The sequence below is a fragment of the Actinophytocola sp. genome, from assembly GCF_049647105.1.
Classification (GTDB): Bacteria; Actinomycetota; Actinomycetes; order Mycobacteriales; family Pseudonocardiaceae; genus Actinophytocola.
This window is the reverse complement of record NZ_JBARWZ010000097.1, coordinates 20,782-40,473: the sequence shown is the minus strand read 5'-3', so window position 1 is coordinate 40,473 and position 19,692 is coordinate 20,782. Positions and strand designations below refer to the sequence as shown.

20 protein-coding genes are annotated in these 19,692 nt (G+C 70.6%); 5 read left to right on the top strand and 15 right to left on the bottom strand.

What is annotated here, in order from left to right:
* Nucleotide 1 precedes the first annotated feature (1 nt).
* The 3 genes from WBA97_RS12000 to WBA97_RS11990 form a co-directional block, all read right to left on the bottom strand.
* Complete coding sequence (locus WBA97_RS12000; protein WP_424230835.1) at nt 2-1,450, bottom strand: protein kinase domain-containing protein; 1,449 nt, start codon at nt 1,448-1,450, stop codon at nt 2-4.
* 75 nt (nt 1,451-1,525) lie between these two features.
* The gene (locus WBA97_RS11995; protein ID WP_424230834.1) at nt 1,526-2,194 is read right to left on the bottom strand and encodes a TIGR03085 family metal-binding protein; all 669 of its coding nucleotides are present in this window, start codon (nt 2,192-2,194) and stop codon (nt 1,526-1,528) included.
* Between the two features lie 24 nt (nt 2,195-2,218).
* Nucleotides 2,219-3,664 (bottom strand): serine/threonine-protein kinase, encoded by a 1,446-nt coding sequence (locus tag WBA97_RS11990; RefSeq protein ID WP_424230833.1) that lies wholly within the window; start codon nt 3,662-3,664, stop codon nt 2,219-2,221.
* 22 nt (nt 3,665-3,686) lie between these two features.
* On the opposite strand from WBA97_RS11990, the gene WBA97_RS11985 reads away from it, so the two are divergent.
* A complete protein-coding gene (locus tag WBA97_RS11985) occupies nt 3,687-4,715 on the top strand; it encodes a DNA polymerase IV (protein ID WP_424230832.1) in 1,029 nt (342 codons plus the stop codon).
* Between the two features lie 132 nt (nt 4,716-4,847).
* Here WBA97_RS11985 and WBA97_RS11980 read toward each other — a convergent pair whose 3' ends face one another.
* Both WBA97_RS11980 and thyX read right to left on the bottom strand, forming a co-directional pair.
* The gene (locus WBA97_RS11980) at nt 4,848-5,252 is read right to left on the bottom strand and encodes an ACT domain-containing protein (RefSeq protein ID WP_424230831.1); all 405 of its coding nucleotides are present in this window, start codon (nt 5,250-5,252) and stop codon (nt 4,848-4,850) included.
* A 5-nt stretch (nt 5,253-5,257) separates the two neighbouring features.
* The gene (gene thyX / locus WBA97_RS11975) at nt 5,258-6,010 is read right to left on the bottom strand and encodes an FAD-dependent thymidylate synthase (protein WP_424230830.1); all 753 of its coding nucleotides are present in this window, start codon (nt 6,008-6,010) and stop codon (nt 5,258-5,260) included.
* A 100-nt stretch (nt 6,011-6,110) separates the two neighbouring features.
* Between thyX and WBA97_RS11970 the strand changes: the two genes are divergently transcribed.
* Together WBA97_RS11970 and WBA97_RS11965 are read left to right on the top strand one after the other, a co-directional pair.
* Nucleotides 6,111-6,647, top strand: a complete 537-nt coding sequence (locus tag WBA97_RS11970) for a toxin-antitoxin system HicB family antitoxin (protein WP_424230829.1) — start codon at nt 6,111-6,113, stop codon at nt 6,645-6,647.
* Between the two features lie 5 nt (nt 6,648-6,652).
* Nucleotides 6,653-7,570 (top strand): DUF4097 family beta strand repeat-containing protein, encoded by a 918-nt coding sequence (locus WBA97_RS11965; RefSeq protein WP_424230828.1) that lies wholly within the window; start codon nt 6,653-6,655, stop codon nt 7,568-7,570.
* Between the two features lie 115 nt (nt 7,571-7,685).
* Here the strand turns inward: WBA97_RS11965 and WBA97_RS11960 are convergent, their stop codons facing one another.
* Entirely contained in the window at nt 7,686-8,921 is a 1,236-nt protein-coding gene (locus tag WBA97_RS11960) for a winged helix-turn-helix domain-containing protein (protein ID WP_424230827.1), read from the bottom strand.
* 90 nt (nt 8,922-9,011) lie between these two features.
* Nucleotides 9,012-10,589, bottom strand: coding sequence for a serine/threonine-protein kinase (locus WBA97_RS11955; protein WP_424230826.1), 1,578 nt, complete (start codon nt 10,587-10,589; stop codon nt 9,012-9,014).
* Between the two features lie 81 nt (nt 10,590-10,670).
* On the opposite strand from WBA97_RS11955, the gene WBA97_RS11950 reads away from it, so the two are divergent.
* Both WBA97_RS11950 and WBA97_RS11945 read left to right on the top strand, forming a co-directional pair.
* Nucleotides 10,671-11,243, top strand: coding sequence for an N-acetyltransferase family protein (locus WBA97_RS11950; protein WP_424230825.1), 573 nt, complete (start codon nt 10,671-10,673; stop codon nt 11,241-11,243).
* A gap of 113 nt (nt 11,244-11,356) precedes the next feature.
* Complete coding sequence (locus WBA97_RS11945) at nt 11,357-11,899, top strand: hypothetical protein (protein WP_424230824.1); 543 nt, start codon at nt 11,357-11,359, stop codon at nt 11,897-11,899.
* 39 nt (nt 11,900-11,938) lie between these two features.
* On the opposite strand, the gene WBA97_RS11940 is transcribed toward WBA97_RS11945, so the two are convergent.
* The 8 genes from WBA97_RS11940 to thpR all read right to left on the bottom strand — a co-directional run bounded on the left by WBA97_RS11940 (nt 11,939) and on the right by thpR (nt 19,691).
* A complete protein-coding gene (locus tag WBA97_RS11940; RefSeq protein WP_424230823.1) occupies nt 11,939-12,742 on the bottom strand; it encodes a MauE/DoxX family redox-associated membrane protein in 804 nt (267 codons plus the stop codon).
* 13 nt (nt 12,743-12,755) lie between these two features.
* Nucleotides 12,756-13,358, bottom strand: coding sequence for a cell wall protein (locus WBA97_RS11935; protein ID WP_424230822.1), 603 nt, complete (start codon nt 13,356-13,358; stop codon nt 12,756-12,758).
* Between the two features lie 3 nt (nt 13,359-13,361).
* Entirely contained in the window at nt 13,362-13,589 is a 228-nt protein-coding gene (locus WBA97_RS11930; RefSeq protein ID WP_424230821.1) for a hypothetical protein, read from the bottom strand.
* A gap of 558 nt (nt 13,590-14,147) precedes the next feature.
* Complete coding sequence (gene dapB / locus WBA97_RS11925) at nt 14,148-14,894, bottom strand: 4-hydroxy-tetrahydrodipicolinate reductase (RefSeq protein ID WP_424230820.1); 747 nt, start codon at nt 14,892-14,894, stop codon at nt 14,148-14,150.
* A 4-nt stretch (nt 14,895-14,898) separates the two neighbouring features.
* A complete protein-coding gene (locus WBA97_RS11920) occupies nt 14,899-16,218 on the bottom strand; it encodes a M16 family metallopeptidase (protein ID WP_424230819.1) in 1,320 nt (439 codons plus the stop codon).
* Between the two features lie 5 nt (nt 16,219-16,223).
* Nucleotides 16,224-18,470, bottom strand: a complete 2,247-nt coding sequence (locus tag WBA97_RS11915) for a polyribonucleotide nucleotidyltransferase (protein ID WP_424230818.1) — start codon at nt 18,468-18,470, stop codon at nt 16,224-16,226.
* 273 nt (nt 18,471-18,743) lie between these two features.
* The gene (rpsO, locus tag WBA97_RS11910) at nt 18,744-19,013 is read right to left on the bottom strand and encodes a 30S ribosomal protein S15 (protein ID WP_133906004.1); all 270 of its coding nucleotides are present in this window, start codon (nt 19,011-19,013) and stop codon (nt 18,744-18,746) included.
* Nucleotides 19,014-19,133: 120 nt separating this feature from the next.
* Nucleotides 19,134-19,691 (bottom strand): RNA 2',3'-cyclic phosphodiesterase, encoded by a 558-nt coding sequence (thpR, locus tag WBA97_RS11905; protein WP_424230817.1) that lies wholly within the window; start codon nt 19,689-19,691, stop codon nt 19,134-19,136.
* Between the last annotated feature and the right edge of the window lies 1 nt (nt 19,692).

Below are 19,692 nucleotides of genomic sequence, written 5' to 3'. Positions count from 1 at the left end.
GCTACTCCACGGCCAGGTAGGACTTGTCGAGCTGGTGGTTGTCCGCCGCGTAGAGCAGGCAGTGGGAGTCGCGGTGGGAGTCCCAGGCGTCCTTTGTGGGCACCAGCGCGCGGTAACGCAGTCCGGCCTCCCCGGTCCCGGGGATCATCGACTTCGAGTTGAAGATCATCCGGCAGACCGCCTCGGTGTACTCGACCAGCCCGGCACGGCCCGGGTAGGCGATGTCCGGCCACTTGTCGTACTCCTCCGGCGGACTGAAGAACGTCCGGGTCTGGAAGACCTCGAACACGTGCGGCTCGGTGCACTCGACGTGTGCGCTGTCCGTGATGTGCCTGCCCTCGGTCAGGTCGCTGCTCACGCAGCCACCCTCCGGATAGGAGTTGTACGACAGCTCGGGGAAGTAGCCGCCGTCGCCGTAGGTGAGGGCGGTGTCCATGTTCTCGGGCCGGTCGTCGCCCGGGTTCGGCTCGGTGGCGACGCGGGTACCGAACCCCGCCGCGAACAGGACCGCCGCGAGCACGGCCGCGACGGTCGCGACCACGCCCCACCGCCTGCGCGGCGCGGGCCGCGCGTAGTGGGCGGTCGCCTGCGGTGCCAGGTGCGCGGTCGGTGCCGCGAACCCGTCCGGCGGGGTCATCGTGACCTGCGAGAGCAGCCCGGCGACCTGCTCCGCCGACGGCCTGGCCTCGGGGTGCGCGTTGAGCAGCCCCATGATCACCGACGCGAGCGGGCCGTGACAGCGGGTGAGATACGGGACCTCGTTGAGGATGGCGTGCATGCTCGCGGCCGCGGACGCGCGCTCGAACGCCGCGTACCCCTCGACCGCGAAGAAGAGGACCCCGCCCAGTGCCCACAGGTCGGAGCTCGCGTCGGCGTCGTGGCCGCGCAGCCGCTCCGGTGCCATGTAGGTCGGTGAGCCGACGAGGATGCCGCTGGTGGTCAGGCGCGGGTCGTCGGTGGTCTGCGCGATGCCGAAGTCGGTCAGCTTCACCCGGCCGTTGCGCTGCACCATGATGTTCGACGGCTTCACGTCCCGGTGCACCACGCCCGCCGCGTGCGCGGTCCGCAGTGCCGACAGCAACTGCTCGGCCAGCCTGGCCACCTCGTCCTGCGGCAGCGGCCCCCGGTCCTGGACCAGCTCGGTCAGCGTGGTGGCCTCGATCAGCTCCATCACGATGAACGTGGTGCCCAGGTCGCGGACCACGTCGTAGACGGTGACGACGCCAGGGTCGTTCAGCCGTCCGGCCGCGCGGGCCTCGCGGAGCACCCGCTCCTCGAACACCTGGCGCTCGGCGGGCGCCACTCCGTCGGGCAGGTGCAGTTCCTTGATGGCGACCCGGCGCCCGATCGTGCGGTCCTCCGACATCCACACGACGCCCATGCCACCTCGGCCGATCTCGTGCAGCAGGGCGTACCGGCCGGCGACCACCCGTTCGAGTTGCTCCGTCACCTCACCACTCCTCCCGTGTCGGACACTCGGACCGGTGGGGAGGACCGCGGGTTCCGTCGAAGTGGAGACCGGGGGTCACATACCCCGGTCGAGGCCCCGCACGGCGGCGACCGCGGGCTGGTCACCGTCGAACTCGACCAGGGCCGCGTCCCGCCCGAACGCGAAGAGCAACAGCTCACCTGGCTCGCCGGTGACCGTCACGGTGTCCGGGCCACGCTTGATGACGACGGAGTCACCGGCCGAGTCACCGGCGGAGTCACCGAGCGGCGCGTGCGCCGACACGGGGCGTCGCAGGATCAGCCCCACCGGTGACCGGCGCAGCGTCATCTTCCCGACCCGCGTCAGCCCGGTCCACAGGGCGGCGTCGCGTTTCGCGTCGGGGTCGCGCGGCTGCCAGCCCTCCTGGCCACGGCGCGCGTCCTCGTGATGGACGAACAACTCGACGGTGTTCACGAGCCTGTCCACGGCAGGGATGCGGGTCGGCCACCACACGGGCGGGCCGCCACGGACCAGGTTCACCAGCTCGGCCCACGGCCTGCGCGCGTAGGAGTCCTGCACGCGCTTCGTGTGCCCGGCGAACGCGGACAACAGGATGCCCGGCGCCGCGTCCGGCCGGTGCTCACGCACCACGAGGTGCGCGGCGAGGTCCCGGGTCTGCCAGCCCCCGCAGAGCGTCGGCTGGTCAGGGCCCAGTTCGTCGAACAGGTCACACAGCGCGGCACGCTCGTCCTCGGCAACAGACATGCGCCAGAGCCTACCCGTGGGTAACTAGTCCTGCGGGATCACCGACTCCGACAGCTGTGCGCGGTCGGCGTCGCGGACCGCGCAGAACACGGACTGGTTGCCATCTTCCAGGTCGGTCCACGCCGCCTCCGTCGGCACCAGCGTCATGTAGACCAGATCGCGGCGCTGGTTCTCCAGCACATAGGCGTCGTCGTTGAACACGACCGCGCACACGCTCTCGCCGAACGCCTTGAGCCGGTCCACGCCCGGGTAACCCAGGTTCTCCGACTGGTACAGCTCGGTGCTGTAGACCATCTCGAAGTCGTGCGTCTCGTCGCAGGTGACGCTCGACGGGATGCCCCGCCCGCGCTGGAGCGGAGAGCTGCCGCAACTGCCGGTCGAGACCTGCAGCTCGGGGATGTCGCCGCCATCGCCGTAGGTGAACGTCTCGCCCCTCGCCGCGTCGACGACCGGCTCGACCAGCCCGGCGCGCCCGCTGAACCAGCCGCCCGCGAACGCGCCCGCGACCAGCAGCACGCCGACGGCGAGCAGCGGCCACAGCGGCTTGCGCTTGCGCCGCTGCGGGCCGGTCGCGAACCGGGTCGCGTGCGGGCTCGGGTACATGGCGGTCGCCATGTGCGCCACGGTCTGCTCGCCGGTCGGCGTGCCGACCTGCGCGAGGAGCCCGCGCACCTGCTGCCCGGACAGCCGCGCCTGCGGGGTCGCGTTGAGCAGGCCCATGATCACCGAGGCGAGCGGGCCGTGGCTCCTGGTCAGGTACGGCACCTCGCTGACGATCGCGTGCATGGTCGCGGCGGTGGTCGGCCGCTCGAACGCCGAGCTGCCCTCGACCGCGAAGTACAGCGACGCGCCGAGCGCCCACAGGTCGGAGCGCGCGTCGGCCTGCTGGCCGTGGATCACCTCGGGCGCGAGGTAGGTCGGCGAGCCGAGCAGGACGCCGCTGCTGGTCAGGCGCGGGTCGTCGGTGGTCTGCGCGATGCCGAAGTCGGTCAGCTTGACCCGGCCGTTCGCCTGGACCATCACGTTCGACGGCTTCACGTCGCGGTGCACGACACCGGCGGCGTGCGCGGCCTCCAGCGCGGAGAGCAGCTGCTCGGCGATCCGGGCGACGGCCTCCTGCGGCAGCGGCCCCTGGCGGGCGACGATGTCCGACAGCGTCGGCGCCTGGATCAGCTCCATCACGATGTAGGTCGCGCCCGACTCCTGGACCACGTCGAACACCGTGACCACGGCCGGGTCGTTGAGCCTGCCCGCGGCGCGGGCCTCGCGGAGCACCCGCTCCTCGAGCACCCGCCGCTCTTCGGCGGGCACACCCGAGGGCAGGTGCAGCTCCTTGATCGCGACGCGCCTGCCGATCGTGCGGTCCTCGGCGAGCCATACGACGCCCATGCCGCCTCGGCCGATCTCCTCGAGAATGGCGTATCGGCCGGCGATCACCCGTTGCCGGGTCGCTTCGGGCTGCTGTGTCACGCGCAGGATGTTAGATGGCGCTATGGCGGCATGGGTGCTCCACGTCGACCTCGACCAGTTCATCGCGGCGGTCGAGGTGTTGCGGGACCCGTCGCTGGCCGGAAAACCGGTGGTCGTTGGCGGTCGGGGCAACCCGGCCGAGCGCGGGGTCGTGGCCACCGCGTCGTACGAGGCGCGGGAGTTCGGCGTGCACTCGGGCATCCCGCTGCGGCTGGCGGCCAAACGCTGCCCGGACGCGATCTTCCTTCCGCACGACGCGCCCGCCTACGACGCGGCGTCCGCCGAGGTCTACGCGGTGCTGCGGTCCTTCGACGACATCGTGGTGGAGGCGCTCGGCTGGGACGAGGCGTTCCTCGGTGTCACCACCGACGACCCGGTCGCGCTCGCCCGCACCGTGGCCGACGCGGTCCGCGAGCACACCGGGTTGTCGTGCTCGGTCGGGATCGGCGACAACAAGCCGCGGGCCAAACTCGCGACCGGGTTCGGCAAGCCTGCAGGCGTGTACCAGCTGACCAGGGACAACTGGTTCGCCGTGATGGCGGACCGGCCCACCACCGCGTTGTGGGGCATCGGCACGAAGACCGGCCGCAAGCTCGCTGAGCTGGGGTTCACGACGGTGGCGGAGCTGGCACAGGCCGAGCCGGAGGCGCTGGCCGCGCGGCTCGGGCCGAGGATGGGCCCGTGGTACCGGGGGCTGGCACGGGGCGCGGGCAGCGCGGAGGTCACCGCCACACCGTGGGTGGCGAAGTCCCGCAGCCGCGAGACCACGTTCCAGGAGAACCTGACCGGCCGCGACGAGATCGCGGCCGAGGTGGTGGCGCTGGCGAAACGCGTCGCGGCGGACGTCGCCGACGAGGGCAGGCCCGCCGCACGGGTGGCGGTGAAGGTGCGGTTCGCGCCGTTCTTCACCCACACCCGCAGCATGACGCTGCCGTCGCCGACCGACGACGCCGGGCGGCTGACGGCGGCCGCGCTCGACGTACTGGCGAAGTTCGACCTGGACCGTCCCATCCGCCTGCTGGGCGTCCGGGCGGAGTTCGGGGACGTCTAGTGTCCCGCGCCGGAAATCTGGCACATGATTCGGCGGCCCAGCCTCCTTCTGGCGGCGTTGCCGATCCACCCAAGTACAACCCGGTACGAGAGAGGATCGGCGCCTTGCCGGCAGAAACCTGGATCCACCGACTCACGCACCCAATTTCCGGCGCGGGACACTGGAAATCTCGTGGCCCGCCTCGCTCAGTGCCTTCACCGCGCGGTCGAGGTCGGTGGCCTTCACCAGCACGTGGTCGGTGTCGTAGGTGGAGACGGCGAACAGGCTGACGCCCGCCGCGGCCAGCTCCCCAGCGAGCGCCGCCATGATGCCGGTCAGGTCGAACTCGAGCGGGCCGCGGACGGTGAGGAGCCGCCAGCCGGGATGCGCGTGCTCGGTCTCCGGCGCGTGCTCGCTCGGGCAGACGACCGACACCTCGGTCGGTGTGCTGGTGATCGACACCAGTCCGGCGGCCGCGATGCGGGGTGGCTCGGTGCCTGCCGGCAGGCGGCTGACGGTGTAGTCCCCCGGTGCGACGTCGACGGTGAGACGCTTCACCCGCGTCAGCCCTCCGTGACGAACGGGCTCGACGCGACCTCGGTGCCGTCCGGCAGCACGGAGATCACGAAGTCGTCGAACACGTTGGCGGCCGCCTTGTGCAGCTGGCGAAGGCACTCGACGGCGAGCTCGCGGATCTCGACGTCGGCGTGCTCGCTCGCGCGCATGGCGATGAAGTGCCGCCATGCGCGGTAGTTGCCGGTGACGACGATGCGGGTCTCGGTCGCGTTGGGCAGGACGGCGCGGGCGGCCTGGCGGGCCTGCTTGCGGCGCAGGGTCGCGTTCGGCACGTCGGCGAAGTGCTCCTCGAGGCCCTCGAGGAGGTCGGTGTAGGCGGCGACGCTCGCCTCCGCCGCCCTGAGGAACTTCTCGTGCAGCACCGGGTCCTCCGCGATGACGGCGGGCTCGACCATGGCGGCCTTGCGCTCCGGCACGTACCGCTGCGAGAGCTGCGAGTACGAGAAGTGGCGGTGCCGGATCAGCTCGTGGGTCAGCGAGCGGGAGATGCCGGAGATGTAGAAGCTGACGGTGCCGTGCTCCAGCACCGACAGGTGCCCAACCTCGAGGATGTGACGCAGGTAGCCGGCGTTGGTCGCGGTGGCCGGATTCGGCTTCTTCCACGACTGGTAGCAGGCGCGGCCGGCGAACTCGGCGAGCGCCTCACCGCCTTCGGCGTCGGTCGACCACGGGACGTCCTCGGGCGGGAAGAACTCCGTCTTCGCGATGAGCTGAACCTTTGGCGACACCGTCTCCGTCATGCCGGAAAGGGTAACCGGCGCAGGTTGCGGGGTTTCGGAACGACGCGTGCTGTCACCTGCGACAGTTGCATGACATCAATCATGGTGTCATAGTGACATCATGGATCTCACACCGTATATCGCCTCGCTCCGGGAGGATCTCGCCACGGCCGCGTCGGCCGGCGACGAGAACACCCGCCGCACGGCGGAGGTGCTTGCCGCGGCCCTGGAGCCTGCGGCACGCCTCGCGATCATGAACGCGCTGTCCGACCTCGCCGCCGAGGTGACCGCCGCGCAGGAGGACCACGTCGTCGACGTCCGTCTTTCCGGCCGCGACGTCCAGGTCGTGGTGACCGGCAGGGCCGCCCCGCACGACGACCCCCATGGGAGCGACCTCCCGCCGGTCGACGAGACCGCGGGCGGCGACATGAGCCGGATGACGCTGCGGCTGTTCGAACAGCTGAAGTCGAAGGCCGAGCAGGCGGCGGCGGCACAGGGGGTGTCGCTGAACACGTTCGTGCAGCAGGCGGTGCAGGGGGCACTGCATGGCAAGAGCCGCGCGTTCGGCGGCGGCAAGGACTGGGGCGGCCCGCGCGGCTGGGGCGGCTCCGAACGCGGGCAGAGTGGCTCCCGCGTACACGGCTGGTACGAGGGGTGACGCGGATGAGCGACGAGAACGTGGTGCGCAGACAGAGTTTCGACGCCGATGGCCCGGTCGAGCTGGACCTGGGCACCGGAGGCGGCGGGGTCACGGTGCGGCTGGCCGACGAGCCGGGGGTGCACGTCGAGATCCGCCACGACCCCAGTGCCGCGAGCCCGTGGTCACAAGGCGTCACCAACCTGATGAGCTGGGTCAGCACCCAGTTCGGCGGTCAGCTGGGCGGCCAGTTCGGCGAGACCGTCCCGCAGGGCTCGAGCGCGGAGGCCGAGGCGGTCCGCCAGACCCGCGTCGACTTCACCGCGGGCAGGCTCGTGGTGCGGACGCCGAAGGACCTCCAGCTGCGGAACGTGCCGATCCAGGTGTCGGTCCAGGCGCCGGTCGGCTCGCACGTCGAGGCCCGCACCGGCTCCGGCGACGTCATGGTCAACGGTGGCGCGGGCCGTCTGAACCTGCACACGGGTTCCGGCCGCATCAGCGCCGACCAGGCCGAGAGCACGGTCCATGTGGACACCGGCTCCGGCACCGTCCGGCTGGGCCCGATGGCCGCCGGCCTGCGCGCGAAGACCGGCAGCGGCGACGTGGAGATCACCGCGATCGGCGCCGCCAGCACCGTCGTGACGGGCAGCGGCGACGTCTGGCTCGGCGCGGTGACGGGCGACGTCCTGGCCCGCACCGGCAGCGGCCGCGTCACCATCGCCAACGCCGCGTCGGGCGAGCTGGAGCTCCACACGGGTTCCGGTGCGATCCAGGTCGGTGTCCGCGAGGGCAGCCCGGCCGAGGTCGACCTGTCGTCCGGGTCGGGTGAGGCCCGCAGCGACCTGGACCTGACGACCAGCCCGCCTTCGTCGAAGCCGCCGCTGCGCATCCGCGGCCGCACCGGCTCGGGCGCTGCCGTGGTCACGCCCGCCGCCGCGGAGTAGACCACTTCCACAGGGGGAAAGAACCTGAGCGGCGCCTCCGCTCCCAGCACTCGAGGCGCCGCTCAGGCCTGTGTCCGGGCCTGCCGAGCCCCCTCGCCCGGCACCCACGAGGCCGTCAGCGCCTTCGCAGCTCCTTCGCCAGTGGCTTGGCCAGGTTTCCCCTGTCGCCCACCGCGACCGTGTCCAGGCCCAGCCACTTGGCCATCGTGCGTAACTCGTCGGCCAGTTCGGCGGCCACCCGGCCGGGGTCGGTGCCCGGTTCGGCGAACACGCCACGCGCACGCAGCACGCCTTCCGCACGATCCGTCTTCAGGTCGACCCGGCCCACCAGCTCGCCGTCCAGCAGGAACGGGAAGACGTAGTAGCCGTAGATCCGCTTCGGTTCCGGGACGTAGATCTCGATGCGGTAGTGGAAGTCGAAGATCCGCTCGGTGCGTTCGCGCCGCCAGATCAGCGGATCGAACGGGCACAGCAGCGCACCGCCCGTCACCTTGCGCGGGGTCTTCGCCGCCATGTGCCGGTACGCGGGCTGCGGCCAGCCGCGTACCTCGACCCGTTCGACGAGCCCCTCGGCCACCAACTCCGCCAGCGCCACCTGGCTGCGGCCCGGCTTGAGGCGGTAGTAGTCCCGCAGGTCCGGCTCGGTGCCGACGCCGTGGGCCTCGGCCGCACGCAGCATCAGCGCGCGGGCCGCCTCCTCGTCGGAGACCGGGGACGCCGAGAGCACCTCCGGCGGCAGCACCCGTTCCGGCAGGTCGTACAGGCGCTGGAAGCCGCGGCGGGTTCCCGTGGTCAGCTCGCCGGTCGCGAACAGCCACTCGCACGCGTGCTTCACCGAGGAGCGGTTCCACCAGCCACCCGGCGCCTTCTTCGCGCGGCCCTCGGCCAGGCCCAGCGCGTCCTCCAGCGGACCGGCGCCGATCGGGCCCAGCTCCTTCACCGCCGCGAGCACGTCGTCGAACAGGCCGGGCGCGTCCTTCAACATCGAGGCGTACCGGTGCGCGTACCTCGCCTCGTTCTCACGCATGCGCCAGCGGAACAGCGGCCAGTCCGCGACCGGTAACAGGCTCGCCTCGTGTGCCCAGTACTCGACCAGCATGCGCGGTCTGCGGGCGCGGTGAGTCCACGCCGCGTCGTCGACCAGGTCCGTCGGGTACGGGCCCAGCCTGGAGAACAGCGGCATGTAGTGCGCGCGCACGGCCACGTTCACCGAGTCGAGCTGGATCAGCCGCACCCGGTCCAGCACCCGTTTCAGGTGCCGCCGCGACACGTCGCCACCCGCCCGGGGCTCGGTGAAACCCTGAGCCCCCAACGCGATCCGCCGCGCCGCGTCCGCACTGAGCACGGTCATCGTGGACTACCCTCCGTCACGCTCACCAACTCCATCGCCCGCTGCCACAGTCACGGCGACACCATGACACGGACCACCGACAAAACCCGGTCAGCGTGGGCGGAAGACCGAGCCGGTGACGCCCGTGACGTCGGTGATCTTGCCGACGCAGCGGTAGACGCCCAGGTCACGGGACACGTCGTCACTCGATGGGGGCATGATCTCGAACTCCCACCGCTCCGGCCCGTACCGCAGCGCGTCCCCGAACCGCGACGCCAGCAGGTTCTCCTCCGAACACACCTGCTTGACGACCGGGTGTTCGGCCAGCACGTCCTGGTACGGATCGGACACGTCTCCAGGCACCACCGCGATCGCGAAGACCTCCCAGATGTGCCCCTGGTCGCAGGGGATCCTCCTGATGCTGTTGATCTCCCCGTTGATCATGACCCAGCCGGACCAGCACTCGGCCTTCCGCACGCACTGCGCCTGCCCGTCGGGCACCGCGGCCGCCGGGCAGTCGTCCGTCACGGTCGCGACGCCGTAGACGTCGGTAGACGACTGCTCGGCCGTGGTCGTGCCGCCGCCACCCGGCGACGACCCGGCCTGCCGCTGCCCGTCGCCGGTGTTCCGCAGCGTGAGGTACCAGACCCCGGCCAGCACCAGGACCGCCGCGAGCGCCGCCCCCAGCCAGATCGCCGTCCGGTTCCGCTTCGGCGGCACGGTCTGCTGCTGGAACGGCGGCGGTCCCGACGGCGCCGGTCGTGACGGTGGCGGCCCTGACCGCGACGGCCCCATCGGCGGCGGAAAGCCGGGCGGCGGCGTGGACGGGCGGGCGTGCGCCACCGTCACGACCGGCGTGGTCACCACGTGCCGGGGCCCGCTGAAGCCGCCGACGGTCAGCTGCGACAGGTCCGCCCGCAGCGCCGCCGCCTCCGGGTAGCGGTGTGCGGGGTCCTTCGCGAGCCCGCGCCGCAGCACGGCCATGAACTCCGGCAGCAGGCCCGGGATGTCCTCGAGCGGCAGGTCGTGGCGGCGGACGATCTCCGGCACGCTCAGTTCCCCTTCGTGGGGATAGCGCGGCGGGCGGCCCGCGAGCAGCGTGTAGAGCGTTGCGCAGAGCGCGTACACGTCCGACTGCGGCGTCGGCGGCGCGAGGTGGAACTGCTCAGGCGCCGCGTAGGCGGGCGTCAGCGCGGCGAGCGTGACCGACGTGTCCCGGCCGGTGTCCATCAGCGCGGCGAGCCCGAAGTCGGCGAGCCCGACCGTCCCGTACCGCTTGACCAGGATGTTCGCCGGTTTGATGTCCCGGTGCAACACGCCGAGGTCGTGGGCGGCGGCGAGCGCGTCGGCGATCCTCTGGCCGATCTCGGCGACCTCGCGGGGCTGCCCCGGCGCGCGCCGGTCGGCGAGCGAGCCGCCGGGGCACAGCTCCATCACCAGGTAGGGCCGGTGGTCGGGCAGCACACCGGCGTCGTAGATCTCGACCACGTGCGGGTGCCCGGACAGCCGCCCTGCGGCCCGCACCTCACGCAGGAACCGGCGCTGGTCGCGGTCGTCGAGGATGATGCGGGAGTCGAGCTTGATCGCGACCTCGCGGTCGATCGTGAGCTGCCTGGCGCGGTAGACCACGCCGAAACCGCCGCGCCCCAGTGCGTCGACGATCTCGTAGCCGGGCACGGAGACGGTCACGGTCGGAGAGCGTAGCCGAGCGTTGTCCGCGAACAGTGCCTGCCGGGAGACCTGGTCACGGCACCGTCTAGTTTCCTGTGCATGGCCGAAGCCACCGTCCGCCCAGCCGAACCGTCCGACGCGGCGGAGATCGCCAGGATCCAGCTCACCACGTGGCGGTCCGCCTATGCCGACCTGCTGCCCGCCGAGGTACTCGACGCGCTCGGCGGGCAAGAAGCGGCCGCCGAGGCGGCCGGGACCTGGCTGCACACCATCGAACAGGGTCCGGCCAGGGTGTTCTTGGCGTTCGAAGGCCAGTGGTGCGTCGGTTTCTGCGCGGCCGGGCAGGCGCCGGAGGACGAGTCCGCCGACGCGACCGGCATCCCGGTGCCGGACGCGGAGCGGGTCGCGCTGGTCAGCACGCTGCTCGTGGAGCCACGCTGGGGCCGCCGCGGTCACGGTGGCCGGCTGGTCGCCGAGGCGGGCAAGGCCATGCTGGCCGCCGGGATGGCACGCGGGATCGCGTGGGTCGCCGAGGCGGACAAGGCCTCGCTGGGGTTCTGGGAGCGCGCCGGCTGGGTGGTCGACGGGACGGTGCGTACATTGGATGCCAGTGGCAAGCCGTTGCGTGAGGTGCGCCTGACGGGCACTCTCCGCTTCGAGCTGGAGGACTGAGCGTCACCACCGGAGGACCCGACACAACCGGCCGGGTCCGCGCGACGTCTCAGTAGAGGGCGACCATTCGCCCCGACTTTGCCCCGTGGCGGTCTGAGGCTCAGGTACGCTGCATGCCGTCCTCGACCACGGCTGGAGGTTCGCTGGTGATCGCGTGGCTCGGACTGACGCTTGGCGTCGCTTTCGGGTCCGCGCTTCTTCCGCTCATCAGCATCGAGATCTTCCTGGTGGGGCTGGCCATGCAGCAGCCGCACATCCCGTGGCTGTGCCTCGGCGCGACCGTGGCGGTCGGGCAGGTGGCGGGCAAACTGCTGTACTACTACGCGGCCAAGGGCACGCTGCGGCTGCCGTCGTTCATGCACCGCAAGACGAGGGTGGAGACCCCGCGCAGGGTCGCGTGGCGGCAGCGCACCAAACGGGTCCGCATGTGGGTCGAGTTCCTGCGGGAGAAGTGCCACCGCCATCCACATTGGATGGTCGGGACCTACGGTGTCAGCTCGGTGATCGGCCTGCCGCCGTTCATGGCGACCTCCGTGCTGGCCGGCATGGTGCGGATGAGCCTGTCCGCTTTCCTGAGCGCGGGCCTGATCGGCCGCTTCATCCGGTTCAGCCTCGTCGCCGCGTCCCCGGCCGTGTTCGCGAACTGGATCCTCTGACGAAAGTGGGGCGACGAGGAGTCCCCGCCGCCCCACCGGTCACACCAGTGCCTCCTGCTCCTCCCGCACCATCGCCATCCGCACGTCGTCAGGCCGGTAGGCGAGGCGCGGCACCGCGAACACCGCGGTCGCCGGGCCGTCCGGGGTGCGGGCCGCGTACGACAGGAGCCGCCACTCGCCCTCGTCCCAGTGGTCCAGCAGGTCCGAGCTGAGCTGTGTGACCACCGACTGGTAGACGGCGCTCTTCCACAGCTGCTGCACGGATGACTCCAGCGGTACCACGACCTCACGGCTCGCCAGCGGGTGACTCATCCGTACCCGCCAGCGCCGCAACGGGAACAGCCACCGGTGGTCCAGCTCCGGTGACAGCGCGGCGAAAACGGCCAGCTCGACGACGACCAACCCGATCGTCGCAAGTGGACGTTCCGTCGGCCACCATGCCGAACCCGCCACCGCGACGAGGGAAAGCGCGACCAGCAGCCCGGCGCGGACGAACCCGCGGGCCGTGATCGGTGCCTCCTTGTCGCCGAGGCAGCCGCATCCCGCGTCCGGCGCTTTTCGCTTCCCGTAGGCCAGATAACCAAGCATGCCAACGGAAAGCGCTGCCGCGGCGTAGGCCTCGACGACCAGCACGGGCGGCGCCAGCAGGAGCAGCCCGATGAGCGCCTCCACCACGCCGACCGCACGGTAGGCGCCGACGACCCGATCCTTGCCGGTGAGCCGCGCCAGCACCGACCGCCTGGCCGCGGCGGAAGCATTGCGGTGCACCAGTTTGAACGCACTGGCCCACAGCAGCACGCCGCCGACGACGGCCTGCTGTGTGCTCGCCAACCACTCGATCACGATGACGGTCCTTTCACGCGGCGGCGTACACCGTGGCCAGGTCGACCTCGTTCGTGTCGGGCCGCCAGGCGCCGATCACCTGCGCGTGCTTGCCCACCTGCAGCAGCGACAGGTCGCTGACCGCGGGTGTGCTGTTGTAGACCGCCGCGGTGGTACCGGACACGACGTGCCCGACGATCCGGTCGCCGCGGTGGTCCATGTGCATCACGCTCCGGCCGATGGAGGTGATGTGCACCTGCAGGTTCACGATGTTCAGCCAGATCGCGTCGGCCGCGAGGGTGCCGTCGGGCATCCGCACGCCGCGCGCGTAGAGGCCGTCGCCGACCTTCGCCGCGTCCGATGTGGTCGGTCGCAGCTTCCACACGCTCGTCGCCTTGGTCATGTGGATCTGGTTGATGGTGCGGTCGGTGCCGGTCACCATCAGCAGCCCACCCGCGATGCCGGTGATCCGGCCCTCGACGAAGTTCGGGTCGACCGCACCCGGCTCGACGTCGAGTTTCGGATCGGCCACGGCCTCGGGGGCGACCGAGCCGATCGTCGTCGCCGTGATCACCGTCGCGGTGGTACCGAGCACGGCGCCGGACAGGAAACGCCTGCGTCCCAGGATGTCTGACACTGCTCAGCTCCGAATCGTCACGGGCATGATGCCGGTGGACAGGTTGCCGATCGCGCTGTAGCCCGACGGCGTCAGGTCGATCAGGCGGTCGGTCGCGCAGTTGCCGTTGCAGCACGAGCGTTCGCCGCACCACAGGTCGGTCTGCGGCCCGCAGTCGGCGATCGACACACCGATCTCCGTGCTGCCACACAGGCCCTTGACGTAGAAGGTGTGCCCGCACGTTCTACGCACGAGCGTGTCACCACAGGTGTCGGGACGGGTGATCGCGAAGCAGTTGTCGGACGTGTTCGGCCATGCACAGTGACGACTGCCGGATTTGCAGTTGCCACACGCGCCGCCGCCTGCGGAGCCACAAGGACCCCAGGCTGCGCCGCAACAGAACCACGACGCCTCGGCGGTCGTGGGTGCCCTCGGATCTGGTTGTGCCATGGGACATTCCCTTCGGGGTTCCCTGGCCTCCCAACGATCCGCGCGCGATGTCGGACCCATTTTGAGCAGGGGTGAGCCCGCGCGGGGACGCGAGCTCACCCTCGTATCTCGTCTGGCCCTCATCGCACAACGGTCCCGGCAGGGAAGGCAGGGTGGGACTTTCGCACGAACAGACAAGAGTTGGTTAGCTACTGACGGTTCTCGACGCTACTGCGTGATTCCTTGATCACGCACCGGCCAACCGGAGTAGCCGAGGGGAGCAAGCGGACCATTTCCGTCACAGTTGAGGGATCCAACACTGTGATCAGTGCGAACACGCGGGACCGAGGAGAGCACCGACAGAAAACCGGCCCCGCGAACTCAGAGCGACAGCACGTTCTCCAGGCCCACCGTCAGCCCCGTCAGCCCGAGAACCTCACGCACTCCCAGCAACACCCCGGGCATGAACGACTTCCGGTCAAGCGAGTCATGGCGAATGGTCAACGTCTCGCCCTCGCCGCCGAACAGAATCTCCTGGTGCGCCACCAAACCGGCGAGCCGCACCGAGTGCACACGCACGTCGTCGACCAGCGCGCCGCGAGCACCCTCGATGGCCGAGGTGGTCGCGTCCGGTGCCTTGCCGACCCCGGCCGACGCACGCGCCTCGGCGATCAGCGACGCCGTGTGCGCGGCCGTGCCCGACGGGGCGTCCGCCTTACCGGGGTGGTGCAGCTCGATGATCTCCGCCGACGGGTAGTACCGGGCGGCGAGCTGCGCGAACTTCATCGACAGGACCGCGCCGAGCGCGAAGTTCGGTGCGATCAGCACGCCAAGCGACGGCTTCTCCGACAGCCAACCCCGGACCGTGTCCATGCGCTCCGGCGTGAAGCCCGACGTGCCGACCACGCTGGCGATGTCGTGCTCGACGCAGAACCGCAGGTTGTCCATCACGACGTCGGGGTGGGTGAAGTCCACGACCACCTCGGCGCCGACGTCCGCGAGGTCGAGCACCGAGTCGTCGGCGTCGATCATCGCGACGATCTCCATGTCGGGCGCGGCCTCGACGGCACGGCACGCCTCGGCGCCCATGCGCCCACGAGCACCCAGCACACCGACCCGGATCGTCACGAGATCACCCCAGCACTTCGGCCGGCACGTCGTCCGGGTGCGCGAATGGGCCCACCAGCGCGGTCGCGGAGGGCCGGTCCAATAACACGGCGGCGAGCGACGCCACCTCGTCGGCGGTGACCGTCTCGATCTTCTCGAGGGTCTGCTCGACGGTCAGGTACTCGCCGTAGCTCAGCTCGCCCTTGCCGATCCGCGACATGCGTGAGCTGGTGTCCTCCAGGCCCAGCACGAGGCTCCCGCGCAGCTGCCCCTTGGCGCGGGCCACCTCCGACTCCGCGAAACCGTCGCGGGCCACGTCCGCGAGCACCGTGTGCACGACGCCCGCGACCGAGCCAAGCCGGTCGGGCTGGCAACCCGCGTACACCGACAGATGCCCGGTGTCCGAATAGGACGCGACCGACGAGTACACCTGGTAGGCCAGGCCTCGCCGCTCACGCACCTCCTGGAACAGCCGCGAGCTCATTCCGCCACCGAGCGCGGTGTTCAGCACGGAGAGCGTCCACCGGCGCGGGTCGTGCCGGTCCAGCGCGCGGACGCCGAGCATCAGGTGTGCCTGCTCGGTGTCGTCGGTGTGCAACGCCAGCTTCCTCGGCGCGGCCACCCTTGCGCGGCCCGACCGCGGCCCGACCGGCGGGCTGTCACCGGTCAGCCGGTCACGCAGCAGCCTGCGCGCGTGCCGCACCACGGTCGCGTGGTCGATGTTGCCCGCCGCGGCCAGCACCATCTTCGGCATCACGTACCGGCGCTTGTAGAACCCGTTCAGCGCGGTACGGCTCATGCCGGTGATCGACTCCTCGGTGCCGAGCACCGGCCGCCCCAGCGGGTGGTCGTTCATCACCGCCGCGCAGAAGTTGTCGTGCAGCAGGTCCTCGGGGTCGTCGTCACGCATGGCGATCTCCTCGAGGACCACGCTGCGCTCGATCTCCATGTCACGCTCGGCGAGCAGGGCGTCGAACACCACGTCGCACACCAGGTCCATGGCCAGCGGCAGGTCGCTGTCCAGGACGTGCGCGTAGTAGCAGGTGTGCTCCTTGGCGGTGAACGCGTTCAGCTCACCGCCGACGGCGTCGATCTCCTCGGCGATCGCCACCGCGGAACGTTTCGCGGTGCCCTTGAACAGCAGGTGTTCGAGGTAGTGGGCGGCCCCCGCGACGGACTGCTGTTCGTCGCGGGAACCCACACCCACCCAGATGCCGACCGAGGCCGACCGCACACCCGGCACGTGCTCGGTGATCACCCGGAGGCCACCCGGCAATACCGTGCGCTTGACCTCGCACCCGTTGTCGGTCCGCTCGAGGACCCGGGTGCCACCGTTACGTGCCAACGTGCTTACGCCTCCGCGGGAGCGTCGGCCACGGGGGCGTCCGCCGGCTTCTCGGCGGCGTCCTCCTTGACCGGCACCAGGCTGATCTTGCCGCGCTGGTCGATGTCGGCGATCTCCACGCGGAGCTTGTCACCGACCTTGACGACGTCCTCGACCTTGCCGATGCGCTTGCCGTTGCCCAGCTTCGAGATGTGGACGAGGCCGTCCTTGCCCGGCAGCAGCGAGACGAACGCGCCGAACGCGGCCGTCTTCACCACGGTGCCGAGGAAGCGCTCGCCGATCTTCGGCAGCTGCGGGTTGGCGATCGCGTTGATCAGGCCGATCGCGGCCTCGGCGGACGGGCCGTCCGCGGCACCGACGTAGATCGTGCCGTCGTCCTCGATGGAGATGTCGGCGCCGGTCTGCTCGGTGATCGAGTTGATCATCTTGCCCTTGGGCCCGATGACCTCGCCGATCTTGTCGACCGGGATCTTCACCGACGTCACGCGCGGCGAGTACGGGCTCATGTCGTCCGGCGACGAGATGGCCTCGGCCATCACCTCGAGGATCGTGAAGCGCGCGTCCTTGGCCTGCTTCAGCGCACCGGCCAGCACGTCGGACGGGATGCCGTCGAGCTTCGTGTCCAGCTGCAGCGCGGTCACGAACTCCTTGGTGCCCGCGACCTTGAAGTCCATGTCGCCGAACGCGTCCTCGGCGCCGAGGATGTCGGTCAGCGCGACGTAACGGGTCTCGCCGTCGACCTCGTCGGACACCAGGCCCATGGCGATGCCGGACACCGGTGCCTTCAGCGGCACACCGGCGTTGAGCAGCGACATGGTGGCGGCGCACACCGAGCCCATGGACGTCGAGCCGTTGGAGCTCAGCGCCTCGGACACCTGGCGGATCGCGTACGGGAACTCGTCCCGCTTGGGCAGCACCGGCACCAGCGCCCGCTCGGCGAGCGCACCGTGGCCGATCTCACGCCGCTTCGGCGAGCCGACGCGGCCGGTCTCACCGGTGGAGAACGGCGGGAAGTTGTAGTGGTGCAGGTAGCGCTTGTGCGTCTCCGGGGACAGCGAGTCGATCTGCTGCTCCATGCGCAGCATGTTCAGCGTGGTGACACCCAGGATCTGGGTCTCGCCGCGCTCGAACAGCGCCGAACCGTGCGCCCTCGGGATCAGCGCGACCTCGGCGGACAGCTGCCGGATGTCGGTGAGACCGCGACCGTCGATGCGGACGTTGTCGCGCAGGATCCGCTGGCGGACCAGCTTCTTGTTCAGCGACCGGAACGCGGCGCCGATCTCCTTCTCGCGGCCATCGAAGGCACCGCCCTCGACCGCGCCGACCTTCTCCAGGGCGGCGGCCTTGATCTCGTCCAGCCTGGCCTCACGCTCGGCCTTGCCCGCGATGGTCAGCGCCTGCGCCAGCTCGTCGGACACGGCGGCGGTGACGGCCTCGAGCGCGTCCGGCTGGTAGGCCGGGTACGTCGGGTACTCGCGGGTCTCCTTGGCGGCGACCTCGGCCAGGCGCGACTGCGCCTCGCACAGCACCTTGATGAACGGCTTCGCGGCCTCGAGACCGGATGCGACGACCTCCTCGGTCGGCGCCTTCTGGCCCTCGGCGATCAGGTCGAGCACGTTGTCGGTGGCCTCGGCCTCGACCATCATGATCGCGACGTCGCCGGAGGCGACCACGCGGCCGGCGACGACCATGTCGAACGCGGCCTTCTCGAGCTGCTCGTAGGTCGGGAACGCGACCCACTGGTCACCGATCAGTGCCACGCGCACGGCACCGACCGGGCCGGAGAACGGCAGGCCGGAGAGCTGCGTGGACGCGGACGCGGCGTTGATCGCCACCACGTCGTACAGGTCCTGCGGGTTGAGGCTCTGGACGGTGATGACGACCTGGATCTCGTTGCGCAGGCCGTCGACGAACGACGGGCGCAGCGGCCGGTCGATCAGGCGGCAGGTGAGGACCGCGTCGGTCGACGGACGGCCCTCCCGGCGGAAGAACGAGCCGGGGATGCGGCCCGCCGCGTACATGCGCTCCTCGACGTCCACCGTCAGCGGGAAGAAGTCGAAGTGTTCCTTCGGGTGCTTCGACGCCGTGGTGGCGGACAGCAGCATGGTCTCCTCGTCGAGGTAGGCCACGACGCTGCCGGCGGCCTGCCGGGCGAGCCGGCCGGTCTCGAAGCGGATGCTCCGCTTGCCGAAGTTGCCGTTGTCGATCACGGCTGTCGTCTCGTGCACTCCAGCTTGGCTGAAGTCGGTCATGTAGTTGACTCCTCGTTAAATCACGGGCGCGTGCACACCCCACGTCTGGGGGCTACAGGGCACGGATTCGCGGTCTACGACAATGGCCGCTCCGCAAGCTCCGCTCATACGAGGCCGGTCTTCGATCGAAGCTCCCGGGGTTCATCACCCGGGAACCACTACCGAGGACCGGCGATCTGGTCCCCGCACGTGGCGAGCGTCCGCCCTCTTTGTTGTCTTCGTGTCCGAATAGACGCGGGGGGAGCGGTCAGGTGACCACTCCCCCTCTGGGTCCTATCGGCGCAGGCCGAGTCGCTGGATCAGCGACCGGTAGCGTTCGATGTCCACCTTCGTCAGGTAGTTGAGCAGTCGGCGGCGACGGCCGACCAGCAGCAACAGGCCACGACGAGAGTGGTGGTCGTGCTTGTGCACCTTCAGGTGCTCGGTCAGGTCGCTGATGCGCTTGGTCAGCATCGCGACCTGGGCCTCCGGCGAACCGGTGTCCTTCTCGTGGACCCCGTACTCGTCCAGGATGGTCTTCTTCTGGTCGGTGGACAGCGCCACGCGTCGTTCTCCTCGGGTTTGAGATGTGCCGTGTTCATGGGTGCCCCGGTGGACGGGACCTGGGTAACAGCCGCCACGGACCGCAGCCGGACCCAAAGAGCGAGGTTAGCAGGTGTGTCGTTAGCGCTGCTTACCGGGCGCGCCGGACAGTGCCACCCGGTCGAGGGCCGTGTACACCGGCCCGTCGGGGGTGAGGTCGCTCCGGAACAACACTACCTCGCTGGTCAGCCACCACTGGCCACGATACCCGCCCAGCGCGGCGGCGGCCCGGATCGCGACCGCGTTGGCGGCCGGCCCTCGTTTCCACCGCGCGACCGTGACGTGCGGGACGAACGCCAGCTGGTCGACCTGCTGGTCACCGAGGGTGGCCCCCAGTCTGCGCAGCGCGGCCGCGTTGTCGCCGTCGAGCGCGTTGACCCCGGCCCACAGGACGCCGGGAAAACGACCCGCCGACCGCAGCCGCACCCGCGACGGCCGCAGCGTTCGCGCGCGTTCGCGTAACCACGCGCCGCGGCGGTCCGCGTGCTCGCGGTCCCCGTAGAAGCCGAGCGTGATGTGCCACGCTTCCGGGGGGAGCCATCGCAGTTCGGGTGTGGCCGCGCGGACGGCCGCGAGCCGGTCCACCAGCTCGTCGCGGACCGGGTCCGGCAGCTCGATCGCAGAGAAGAGCCGCACCATG